The 11737-nt window shown below is 66.7% G+C and carries 12 protein-coding genes; 9 read left to right on the forward strand and 3 right to left on the reverse strand.

All coding sequences use genetic code 11. The features are described 5' to 3' along the window. The first annotated feature begins 74 nt into the window (after positions 1–74). The 7 genes from DM818_RS01565 (at position 75) to DM818_RS01595 (ending at position 7787) form a co-directional block, all read left to right on the forward strand. Positions 75–1205: a BMP family lipoprotein gene (locus DM818_RS01565; protein WP_172977270.1), complete on the forward strand. Its 1131-nt coding sequence runs from the start codon at positions 75–77 to the stop codon at positions 1203–1205. Positions 1206–1212: 7 nt separating this feature from the next. Then, positions 1213–2769, forward strand: coding sequence for an ABC transporter ATP-binding protein (locus DM818_RS01570; RefSeq protein WP_153952222.1), 1557 nt, complete (start codon positions 1213–1215; stop codon positions 2767–2769). Next, positions 2766–4022, forward strand: coding sequence for an ABC transporter permease (locus tag DM818_RS01575; RefSeq protein WP_123123965.1), 1257 nt, complete (start codon positions 2766–2768; stop codon positions 4020–4022). The genes DM818_RS01570 and DM818_RS01575 overlap by 4 nt, the downstream gene beginning before the upstream one ends. Further along, entirely contained in the window at positions 4015–5193 is a 1179-nt protein-coding gene (locus DM818_RS01580) for an ABC transporter permease (protein ID WP_123123964.1), read from the forward strand. The genes DM818_RS01575 and DM818_RS01580 overlap by 8 nt, the downstream gene beginning before the upstream one ends. Before the next feature lie 35 nt (positions 5194–5228). Next, positions 5229–5621, forward strand: coding sequence for a cytidine deaminase (gene cdd, locus DM818_RS01585; RefSeq protein WP_123123963.1), 393 nt, complete (start codon positions 5229–5231; stop codon positions 5619–5621). A 48-nt stretch (positions 5622–5669) separates the two neighbouring features. Then, positions 5670–6491, forward strand: a complete 822-nt coding sequence (locus DM818_RS01590) for a nucleoside phosphorylase (protein ID WP_075936004.1) — start codon at positions 5670–5672, stop codon at positions 6489–6491. 96 nt (positions 6492–6587) lie between these two features. Further along, positions 6588–7787, forward strand: a complete 1200-nt coding sequence (locus tag DM818_RS01595) for a sensor histidine kinase (RefSeq protein WP_075936003.1) — start codon at positions 6588–6590, stop codon at positions 7785–7787. A gap of 16 nt (positions 7788–7803) precedes the next feature. Here the strand turns inward: DM818_RS01595 and DM818_RS01600 are convergent, their stop codons facing one another. Continuing rightward, the gene (locus DM818_RS01600; protein WP_075936002.1) at positions 7804–8976 is read right to left on the reverse strand and encodes an NAD(P)/FAD-dependent oxidoreductase; all 1173 of its coding nucleotides are present in this window, start codon (positions 8974–8976) and stop codon (positions 7804–7806) included. 47 nt (positions 8977–9023) lie between these two features. After that, positions 9024–9563 carry an Rrf2 family transcriptional regulator gene (locus DM818_RS01605; RefSeq protein WP_075936001.1) on the reverse strand — a complete coding sequence of 180 codons (540 nt, stop codon included), beginning with the start codon at positions 9561–9563 and terminating at the stop codon, positions 9024–9026. Positions 9564–9669: 106 nt separating this feature from the next. On the opposite strand from DM818_RS01605, the gene DM818_RS01610 reads away from it, so the two are divergent. After that, positions 9670–10590, forward strand: coding sequence for an NAD-dependent epimerase/dehydratase family protein (locus DM818_RS01610; RefSeq protein WP_075936000.1), 921 nt, complete (start codon positions 9670–9672; stop codon positions 10588–10590). A gap of 35 nt (positions 10591–10625) precedes the next feature. After that, positions 10626–11513 carry an arginase gene (gene rocF, locus DM818_RS01615; RefSeq protein ID WP_153952223.1) on the forward strand — a complete coding sequence of 296 codons (888 nt, stop codon included), beginning with the start codon at positions 10626–10628 and terminating at the stop codon, positions 11511–11513. On the opposite strand, the gene DM818_RS01620 is transcribed toward rocF, so the two are convergent. Then, positions 11510–11704 carry a heavy-metal-associated domain-containing protein gene (locus tag DM818_RS01620; protein WP_075935998.1) on the reverse strand — a complete coding sequence of 65 codons (195 nt, stop codon included), beginning with the start codon at positions 11702–11704 and terminating at the stop codon, positions 11510–11512. The genes rocF and DM818_RS01620 overlap by 4 nt on opposite strands. Positions 11705–11737: the final 33 nt, after the last annotated feature.

The following is an 11737-nucleotide window of genomic DNA, read 5'->3' on the forward strand; positions in this document are numbered from 1 at the left end:
TGAGAGGCGTTCTCACGGCTCTGCCGTCGGTCTACCGTAGCGTTTATCCTCGAAGCCGGTAGTGTTTAGCCAACATGAAACTGGGTAGGCGGCAGTTCATCACGGCGGCGGGGGTAACTGGCATCGCTGGACTCGCAGGCTGTTCCGGCGGGCCATCGAGCGACACAACGGCGACAGACGCCGACGGCGAGGAGACAGACACCGACGGCGGGGCGAACGCGGCGACGAACGTCGGCATCGTCTACGCGACCGGCGGTCTCGGCGACGGCTCGTTCAACGACCAGGCCCAGCAGGGACTCCAGCAGGCGGAGTCGGAGTTCGATCTCCAGACCAACTCGCTGCAGCCACAGGAGGTCTCCGAGTTCGGGAGCCTCCAACAGCAGTTCGCGAGCTCCACCGACCCGAGCTACGACCTGATATCCTGTATCGGCTTCCTGCAGGCCGACGCGCTGGGCGAGACGGCGACCCAGTACCCCGACAAGGACTTCCAGATTGTCGACAGCGTGCCGACGAACGACTCGGACGAGCAGTACGACAACGTCGCGTCGTACACGTTCCGCGAGCACGAAGGCTCCTATCTCGCCGGCACGATGGCGGGGCTGTTGACGCTCGACTCCTTCTCGGCGGGCGCGGGTGAAACCGGGTCTGACTCGACGAATCTCGGCTTCGTCGGCGGCGTCGAGTCGTCGCTCATCCAGAAGTTCGAAGCCGGCTTCGTGGCCGGCGCGAACGCGGTCAACACGGACATCGACGTACAGACCAACTACACCGGCTCGTTCAACGACCCGAGCGCGGGTCGCGAGGCCGCAGCCTCGATGTACTCCAGCGGGAGCGACATCGTCTTCCACGCCTCTGGCAACACCGGGACCGGCGTCTTCCAGGCCGCACAGGAGGCCGGCAAGTTCGCCATCGGTGTCGACCGCGACCAGTCGGTCACCCGGGAGTCGTACGCGGACGTGATTCTCGCGTCGATGGTCAAGCGCGTCGACACGGCCGTCTACAGCGCAATCGAGGCGAAGGTGAACGACAACTTCGAGACCGGCGCGACGACCACGCTCGGGCTCGACGACGACGGTGTCGAACTCGTCTTGGGCCAGCAGCTCGGCGGCGAGCTGCCCGACAGCGTCGTGACCGAGGTCGAGTCGACGCGGCAGTCGATTATCGACGGCGAAATCGACGTTCCGTCCGACCCGAGCAACGTCTAACCGGTCGATGGACAGAGCCGTCCATCTCGACGGAATCACGAAGCGGTTCCCCGGCGTCCTCGCCAACGACGACGTGACGCTCGAAGTCGAGCGGGGGAGCGTCCACGCCCTCCTCGGCGAGAACGGAGCCGGCAAGACGACGCTGATGAACGTGCTCTACGGGCTGTACGAGCCGACCGAGGGCCGCGTCGTCGTCGACGGCACCGAACGCGAGTTCGACGCGCCAGCCGACGCCATCGATGCCGGCATCGGGATGATACACCAGCACTTCATGCTCGTGGACCCGATGACGGTGACCGAGAACATCACGCTCGGCAACGAGCCACGCAAGTGGGGCGGGCTGGCAGTCGACCGCGCGACCGCACGCGAGGAGGTGCAGGAGCTCAGCGACCGCTACGGCTTCGCGGTCGACCCCGACGCCACCATCGCCGACGTGAGCGTCGGCGTCCAACAGCGCGTCGAGATTCTGAAGGCGCTGTATCGCGGCGCGGACACGCTCATCCTCGACGAGCCGACGGCCGTCCTCACGCCACAGGAAGTCGAGGAGCTGTTCGCGGTGTTCGAGGAGCTGACCGACGCCGGCAAGACGATTATCTTCATTACCCACAAGCTGGGTGAGGCGATGACCGCGGCCGACGACATCACCGTCTTGCGCGACGGCAAAGGCGTCGCGACGGTTCCCGCGGCGGACACGACCCGCGAGTCGCTCGCGGAGATGATGGTCGGTCGCGAGGTGCTCATGGACACCAGCGACCGGCCCCACGACCCCGGGGCGGAAACGCTCCGCGTCGAGGGGGTCAGCGTCACCGACGACCGGGACGTGACGGCCGTCGAGGACGTGAGCTTCAGCGTCCGCGAGGGCGAAATCTTCGGTATCGCCGGCGTCGACGGCAACGGCCAGGCCGAGCTCATCGAGGCGATCACCGGCCTGCGCGAGCCGACCGGCGGGCGAATCGAGTTCGAGGGCGAAGACGTGGCCGACTGGTCGCGCCGCGACCGCATCGACGCCGGGATGGCGTACGTACCGGAGGACCGCCAGGATCGCGGGTTGGTGATGGATTTCGACCTCACGGAAAATGGGATTCTGGGCAGCCAACACGGCAAGCCGTTCACCGCGAACGGCCGCATCGACTGGGACGTTGCTCGTGAACACGCGTCCGAGGTCGTCGAGACGTACGACGTGCGACCGCCGGATATCGACGCGCAGTCGGCGGCGCTCTCGGGCGGGAACCAACAGAAGTTCATCGTCGGCCGGGAGTTCGAGCGCGACCCGTCGCTGTTCGTCGCCGCACACCCGACCCGCGGTGTCGATATCGGGTCGACGGAGTTCATCCACGAACGCCTGTTCGACCTGCGCGGCGAAGGGGAGGGCGTGCTCGTCGTCTCCTCGAAGCTCGACGAGGTACAGCTGCTCGCAGATAGACTCGCGGTGATACACGATGGAACCCTGATGGCTGTCGTCGATCCAGACGACGTGACCGAAGAGGAGCTCGGACTGCTGATGGCCGGCGAGCAGCCGGCCCGACAGCTTGAATCGCGGCGTGTCGACGGGGGTGAGCCGTGAGCGCGCGCGACCGCATCGAGCGCGCGCTCACCCGGCTCGTCACCGCCTCCACGACCGAACGGTTCGCCATCAGTCTCGCGGCGCTATTCGCGTCGATTCTCGTCGGGACCGTCCTCATTCTCGGGGCCGGCCGCATCACGGAGTGTGCGACGGCGACGTTCGTGCTCACGCACCCGACGCCGTTCGGCTTGCCCCGTCTGTTCGAGATGGGCTTCTGTTACAATCCGGTCACCGTCTACGACCGACTCTTCCTCGGTGCGCTCGGCGACCCGCTGTCTACCGGCTGGGACCCGTTCGGCCGACAGATGGCGCTCACGCTGCGTGAGACGACCGTCCTCCTGTTCACCGGGCTCGGCGTCGCCGTCGCCTTCCGCGCCGGCATCTTCAACATCGGCGCACAGGGACAGCTCGTCGTCGGGAGCTTAGCGAGCGCGCTGGCCGTGTTACAGGTCGCACCGCTCGTCGGTGGAATTCCCGGCACCGTCGTGAGTCTGACCGTCGGACTGGCGGTCGGTGCCCTCGCCGGTGGCCTGTACGCCGCGGTGCCCGGCCTCCTGAAGGCGTATGCGGATGCGAACGAGGTTATCACGACCATTATGCTGAACTTCATCGCGACCGGCGTCGTCGGCTATCTCGTACTCAACCACGTGAAAGACCCCGACAGCTTCGCGACCCAGACCCGCACGATTCCCGACCACGCGAACTTCCCGACGATACTCTTCGACCCGAGCGCGAACTTCTCGGTCCTCGCGCTCGCGGTCGGCGTCGTGCTCGTCGGCGTCATCTACTATCTGCTCGCGCACACGGCCTTCGGCTACGACGTGCGGACGAGCGGACTCCAGCCGGAAGCCGCCGAGTACGGCGGCGTCGACGCCAAGCGAACCATCGTCGCGAGCTTCGGGCTCTCGGGTGCGCTGGCCGGCGTCGGTGGCGCGCTGTACGCGCTGATGATTCTTGGCAAGTTCCAGACCGGCGTGCCGTCGTACGGGTTCGACGGCATCACCGTCTCGATTCTCGCCGGCAACAACCCGCTCGGCGTCGGCTTTGCCGCCTTCCTCTTCGGCATCCTGAAATCCGGGGCCGGGGTCGTCAACTTCGCGACGGAGGTCCCACCGCAGTTGGTCGCCACGCTGCGCGGGCTCATCATCCTCTTCGTCGCGATGCCGGAGTTCTTCCGGCTGCTCGGCGGCCGGATGAAGGGCGTCCAGCGGCGTCTCGGTCGCGAACAGGAGGGAGGTGAGACCGATGCGTGAGGCGCTTGCCGACGTGCGAAAGCGGCTCACGCCGCGGACGCGGACGCAGAAAGCAGCCCTCGCGGGCGGCACAGCGGCCTTCCTGCTCGTCGTCGTCGGTGGCGTGTTGCGCCCGGAGACGATTCTCGGTGTCCTCCTGAGCACGCTCGTGGAGGAGCCGACCGCGGAGTCGGCCCTGCGGCTCGCCGTCCCGATTACGCTCGCCGGGCTCGGCGGAATCTTCGCCGAGAAGAGCGGCGTCATCAACATCGGACTCGAAGGGTTGCTTATCATCTCGGCGTTCGTCGCCGTCTGGATGACCGACGTGACGGGGAATCTGGTCGCCGGGTTCGGACTCGGCGTCGTCGCCTCGACGCTGCTCGCCCTGCTGTTTGCGGTCGTCTGTATCGAGTTCCGCGCCGACCAGATTATCGCCGGACTCGCCGTCTGGCTCATCGCGCTCGGGCTCGCGCCGTTCATGTCGCAGGTCATCTACGGGGGACCGAACACCGAGAGCGTCGGCACGGTGCCGACGCTGACGGAACTGTTCGGCTTCCTGCCGACGGCCGGAACGCTACCGCAGCGAATCGCCGCGCCGACGGTCGGTATCGGCCCGGTCGACGTGCTGTTGGGTGTCGTTGCGAGCGTGCTCACCCGGCCGCCGCTGTATCTCGCCGACGTGCTGCTCGACGCCTCGCTGTCGGTGTATCTGATGTTCCTGATGGTCGCCGTCTCGTGGGTGTTGCTCTACCGGACCAGCTTCGGTCGGTGGGTCAGAGCCAGCGGCGAGAACCCGAAGGCGCTCGACACCGCCGGCGTGAACGTCTCGCGCGTCCGGTATCAGGCCGTCCTGCTGTCGGGCGTTCTCGCCGGGATGGGCGGGGCCGCGCTCGCGCTCAGCATCGGGCAGTTCACCGGCAACGGCCCGACGATGGTGAACGGCAAGGGGTTCATCGCCATCGTCACCTACCTGTTCGGCAACTACAATCCGGTCGGGGCGTTCCTCTCCTCGCTGTTGTTCGCGGGACTGGACGCGATGCAGGTCGGACTCCAGACCGCGGGGACGGGCATCCCGAGTTCGCTCGTCCGGGTGATTCCGTTCGTGATGGTCATCGTCGTGCTCGCGCTGGTCGGTCGCACGCGGATTCCCGAGGCCGCGGGCGACTACTACGACTCCGGCGAGGACCGATAGTCACCCTCTTTTTGCTCTCTCCCGACAGGGCGCGTATGGACCCGGAGACGCTGTTGGACCGCGCTCGCGACACGCTCGATGATGCCTACGTCCCCTACTCGGAGTATCCGGTCGGGGCCGCACTGGAGACGGCAGACGGGACAGTCTTCGTCGGCTGCAACATCGAGAACGCCAACTACTCGAACGCGCTCCACGCCGAGGAGGTGGCCGTCGCCGAGGCCATCAAACGGGGCCACACGGAGTTCGCGCAGTTGGCCGTCGTCTCCGCGAGAGAAGACGGCGTCACCCCGTGCGGGATGTGTCGCCAGACGCTCGCGGAGTTCGCCGAGGAATCACTCCCTATCTACTGCGGCGAGGGCGAGGAGTACGCCGAGTACACGCTCGGCGAACTGCTCCCGAACACAATCAACCGCGGAATGTTGGAGTAGCTCGCGACGAAGGGATGGACCTACGTGGGCGCTCGCCCAGACTCGGGTATGGACGACAGCGAGAACCCAAACAGCGAGGTTCAGTACCATCTCGGCATCGGTCCCGACGACACGGCCGGCCCGGTGCTCTTGCCGGGTGACCCCGAGCGCGTCCCGAAGATCGCGGAGGCGTGGGAGAGCGTCGAAGAGACCGGCCACCACCGCGAGTACCGCACCATGACCGGCCGCTACGAGGGTGAACCGCTCACCGTCACCTCGACCGGCATCGGCTCGCCGGGTGCGGCCATCGCCGTCGAGGAACACGCCAACCTCGGCACGGGGACGTTCATCCGCGTCGGCTCCTGTGGTGCCATCCAGCCGGAGATGTCCGTCGGCGACCTCGTCATCACGACCGGCGCGGTCCGACAGGAGGGGACCTCGAAGGAGTACGTCCGCGAGGAGTATCCCGCGACCGCCCACCCGGAGGTCACCACGGCGCTCGTCGCGGCGTGTGAGGAGCTCGGCTACGACTACCACTGTGGCGTCACCTGCTCGACCGACTCGTTTTACGCCGGCCAGGGTCGCCCCGGCTTCGGCGGCTTCGAGGCCGCCGAGGCCGACGGGCTCGTCGAGGAACTCCAGAACGCCGGCGTCCTCAACTTCGAGATGGAGGCCGCCGCCCTGCTCACCATCGCGAATCTCTACGACCTGCGGGCGGGGGCGGTCTGTACCGTCTACGCGAACCGCGTCACCGGCGAGTTCCGGACCGAGGGCGAACGGCGCGCCGGCGAGGTCGCCTCCACGGCGGCCGCGATTCTCGCTGCGATGGACCGCGTGAAGGCGGACGCGGGCGCAGACCGCTGGCACGCCGGGCTGACGCTGGACCGGTAAGCGACTTCTCTTCTGCCGCGTTTCTGTCTTTTAATACCAGTTCCCTATGTAATTAAGGGACAATCGCTTGTAGGTTGAAATGGATTGACAACGCACATGGAAGATAGCACCACTGACATGTGGTCGCGCCGGTGGGTCGCAGCCATCGGCGTCGGCTTCCTCGGAGCGCTGGCACTCGAGTTGCTCGCGTACCGAGTGGGCGTGGTCAGTGGCGCTGAGCGAATTCCCCAGACCGGCCAGTTTCTCGTCGGGGTCGCGACCACGGTAGGGGTGGCCGCCGCGTTCATCGTCGCGGACCTCCGTCTCACCGACCGGCGGCTGTTCGACCGATACGGCGGGCCAATCGTGCGCCGCATCATCGCGGGGGGCGCGCTCTTTTTGACGGTGAACGTGGTGTTTCTGCTCACCGAACCGGGACTCACCACGGCGGAGCTGTTCGGGTGGCTCCGGTGGGCGACTGTCGTCGGCAGCGGCGCGGGACTCGTCGTCGGGCTGTCGCGGGCGCGAGCCATCCAGAACGCCGTCGAAGCCGAGCGCAACGCGGTCCGGGCGGACATGCTCGAATCGCAGCGAGACGTGCTCACTTACCTGAACAGTCTCCTCAGACACGAGGTGCTCAACGGGACGAACGTCATCACCGGCTACGCGAAGCTGCTCGAGGAAGTCGAAGACCCGGACAGTCAAGAACACGAGCACGCGACCGTCATCAGGCAACACAGCGAGGACGTGGCCGGCGTCATCCAGAACATCAAGGCGTTTCTCACGGTGTTACAGGGCGAGACGACGACCGGCCGGTACGACGTCGCCGCGGCGATTCCGGAGCTGCTCGACCGGGCGCGGGAGCTGGACGAGACGACACGCGTCGAGTACGACGGGCCACAGCAGGCGGTCGTCCGGACGACCGAGGTAATCGACCGCGCGCTGTGGAACCTCGTCTCGAACGCCGTCGAACACACCCCCGCCGGCACCACCGTCCGGGTGTGCGTGGACTACACCGACGCCGAGTGTCGTATCGCAGTCGTCGACGACGGCGACGGCATCGACCCAGAGACGAGAGCGACGCTGTTCGAGCGCCCGGAGTCGAATCTCAGCCGCGGCGGCTTCGGCCTGTATCTCACCAAACAGCTCATCGAGGCGTTCGACGGCACGATTGCCGTCGAGACGGACGATTCGGGGACGACGGCGACCGTGACGCTGCCGGTTCCAGACGAGACGGACGGGAGCGTCGACCCCGGCACGCAGCCGGGAACCGATCAAGAGACGGAGTCGGGTCGGTCGACGGCGACCGTCGAGTAAGAAGTCGCGACCGGCGTTACATGTCGGGGAACGCGCGCGCGGCGGCCCCGAGTCCGGCAACGTCGTTGATCCAGCGAGCGGCGACGGTCTTCTTCAGGAGTTCGGCCGGCAGGCCGCCGAACGTCTCGACGACCTCGTTGACGCCCACGACGTTGTGGGCGACGGCGTCGTCACCGACTGAGATGAGCGTCCCCTTGTCCTCGTGTTGCCAGGTTTCGAGCGGCTGGCCGCGGGCGGTGCGCGCGAGGTTCAGACCGGCGACCTCTGCGGCCTGCCACGCCGCCTGTGCGGTCGGCGGGGCCGGATTCTCCTCGCCCGGCTGGTCGATGAGCGCGGCGTCGCCGATGGCGAAGACGCGCTCGTCGCTCGTCGTGAAGTCGTGTTCGGAGTTGATGCGGTGGCTGCGCTCGTCCTGCTCCACGTCGACGGTCTGGGCGGCGTCCTGGCCGGTGATACCGCCGGTCCACAGGAGCACGTCGTAGTCGAGTTCGGTGTCGTCGCCGACGTAGACGGTCTCGTCGTCGACCTCGCCGATGAACTCGCCGGTGAGGATGTCGATGTCGGCGGCCTCAAGCAGCTTCGTCAGCTTCGCCTGCACGACCGGGTCGTTGTTCGGGAAGACGTTGTCCAGCCCCTCGACGAGCGAGATTTCGATGGGGGCGCGGTGGCGGTCGCGGAACTGTGCGATTTCGCCGGCCGACTGAATTCCCGACAGGCCGGCCCCGCCGACGACGACGTGTGCCGGGTCGTCGGTCGTGGCCTCGGCGGCGGCGTCTTTGACGGCGTCGTGGATTTCGAGGGCGTCGTCCAGACTCTTCAGGGTGAGCGAGTGCTCGCGCAGCCCGTCGATGCCGAAGAAGGCGGTCTGGGAGCCGAAGGCGACGAGCACGTAGTCGTAATCGACCGTCGAGCCGTCGGCGAGTTCGATGGTTCGCTCGTCGGTGTCGAGCGCGTCGACGCGCTCGTTGATGAACCGCGTCGAGGGAGCCTTCAGCGACTCGCAGTCGAAGGTGATCTTGTCGCGCACCGACGGGTCGCGGATGACGCGGTGAGACTCGTGGAGAACGAGGTGGTGGTCGACGTCAGAGATCCAGGTGAGGTCGGCCTCACCGTCGAGTTCCGCTTCGAGTCGTTTCACGGCACCAGTGCCGGCGTAACCAGAACCGAGTACGACGATATCGTCGGTCATATCACCGATAGGTGGCCATCAGATACAAAGTCTGCGGAATACGGCGACTATTTCACCGGCGTCTCGCCGTCTGCGGGCGCGCGCATCTCGTCGATGGTGAGGATGAGACTGTTGTTCGTGTCGTCTTTCCCGTCGAGCGTGCCGTCGATGCGGAGCTTCGAGAGCGGCGTCGGACCGACGACGATGGAGTCGCCCTCGTGGAAGTCGCTGATGGAGCCTTGCATCCGAATCTCGGCGCGACACAGCTCGGGGTGGTGGACGCTCGTCAGGTCAATCTCCTGAACGTTCGCCCCCTCGATGGCCTTGCCGTTGTGCTGGAACGGCACGTCGGCGGCCTGGTCCATCTCCTGGAGTTCGAGCGCGTCGAACGCGGTGCCAGTCGGCTTGTAGCCACCCTTCGGGCCGGGGACACCCTCGACCAGCTGGAGCGCCTTCAGACTCTGCATCTGGTTGCGAATCGTCCCGGGGTTCCGGTCGACCTCCTCGGCGATCGCTTCGCCCTTTACCGCGCTCTCGGTCTCGCGGTGGAGGTTGATGAGCGCCTCCAGAATCTTCTTCTGGGAGGGCGTGAGTTCGATTGATGACATTGCGTTCGGCTTGGGTAAGGCTCGGCATAAAGCCGGCGGTGGGCGGGTGGGGCGGCGTCGAGCGGGGACCGGCACGCACTTGGTTGCCGCGGACGGCTCGGGGAGTATGAAGGGACAACGCGTACTCGTGACCGGCGGCGCGGGCTTCATCGGCTCGAACCTCGCGAACCACCTCGCCGACGAGAACGACGTTACCGCGGTCGACGACCTGTATCTCGGGACGCCCGACAACCTCGACGACGGCGTGGAGTTCCACGACGCCTCGGTGCTCGACGACGACCTTCCGGCCGACGTGGACGTGCTGTTTCACCTCGCCGCGCTCTCCTCGCGCCCGATGCACGAGGAGGACCCCGCTCGCGGCGCGCGCGTCAACGTCGAGGGGTTCATCAACACGGTCGAGCAGGTGCGCGACCACGGCTGTGAGACGGTCGTCTACGCCTCCACCTCCTCCATCTACGGCGACCAGACGGAGCCGTCACACGAGTCGATGGACGTGGAAGCCCGCACCGGCTACGAGGCCTCGAAGCTCGCACGCGAACGCTACGGCGAGTACTACTCCAACTTCCACGACATGAGCATGGCCGGGATGCGCTTTTTCGCGGTCTACGAGGGCTTTTCCGGCGCGGAAGAGCACAAAGGCGAGTTCGCGAACCTCATCACGCAGTTCGCCCACCGGCTCGCAAACGGGGAGCGCCCGGACATCTGGGGCGACGGCACCCAGACCCGCGATTTCACCCACGTCGACGACATCGCGCGCGGACTCGAACTCGCGGCCGACCACGAACTCGACGGCGTCTACAACCTCGGCACCGGGCAGTCGTACTCGCTGAACGAGCTGGTCGACCGGCTCAACGACGTGCTCGGCACCGACATCGAGCCGATTCACTCCGAGAACACCATGACGAACTACGTCCACGACACGCTCGCGGACGTGTCGAAGATGAAGGAGGCCACCGGCTGGGAGCCACAGATCGACTTCGAGGAGGGGCTTCGCCGCGTCTGCGCGCCGTATCTCGACGACGAATAGCCACGACTTTTCTCACTCGCCCGTCGAGTCGGGGTATGAACGTCCGTATCATCGGTGTGCCGATGGACCTGGGAGCCGACCGCCGTGGCGTCGACATGGGACCGTCGGCGATTCGCTACGCCGGTCTCTCGGATGCGCTCGCCGACGCCGGCCACGAGTGCGTCGAACTCGGCGACGTGAGCGTCCCCCGGCCGGAGAATCTCGACGCCCCGAGCGGTCGGGCGAAGTATCTCGCCGAGACGGAGACGGTGTGTCTCGGCCTCGCCACGCAGGTCGAGGCGACCATCGACGCCGGCGGGTTCCCGCTCGTGCTCGGGGGCGACCACTCGATTGCCATCGGCACCGCTGGTGGCGCGGCGACACAGGGCGACACCGGCGTCGTCTGGTTCGACGCCCACGGCGATTTCAACACGCCCGACACGACACCCTCGGGCAACGTCCACGGGATGTCGGTCGCGGCTCTTCTCGGTCGGGGCGAGTTCGCCGACAGCGACTGGGCACACGCGCCGAACATCGACCCGTCGAACGTCGCGATGGTCGGGATTCGCTCGCTGGACGACGCCGAGCGCGCGGCGCTGCGCGACAGCGAGGTGACGGTGTTCACCATGTCGGATATCGACGAGCGCGGACTGCCGGTCGTGACGGAGGAAGCACTCGCCGTCGCCGGACAGGCGGACGGGATGCATATCTCGCTCGACATGGACTTCCTCGCGCCCGCGGAGGCACCGGGCGTCGGGACGCCCGTCCGGGGCGGTGTCACCTACCGCGAGGCCCACGCCGCGATGGAGGCCGTCGCCGACCGACTCGACAGCGTGCGCTCGATGGAGGTCGTCGAGGTGAACCCGATTTTGGATTCACACAACAAGACGGCGGAGCTGGCCGTCGAACTCATCGCCTCGGCGCTTGGCAAACGGATTCTCTAAGCCGGCTCGTAGCCCGCGTCCGCAATCGCCGTTCGGACGGCAGCGAGGTCCGGGTCGCCCTCGATTTCGAGCGTCTCCGTGGTCTCGTCTGCGCGTGCACTAGCCACGCCCTCGACTGCCGTGACGGCGTCCTCGACCGTCTGCTCGCAGTGGTCACAGCTCATCCCGTCGACGGTGAGTGTCTTCGTCATGAGCGAGCGTAGTCGGTCGCGAGGCTTGAATCT

The sequence above is a fragment of the Halosegnis longus genome, assembly GCF_009663395.1.
Classification (GTDB): domain Archaea; phylum Halobacteriota; class Halobacteria; order Halobacteriales; family Haloarculaceae; genus Halosegnis; species Halosegnis longus.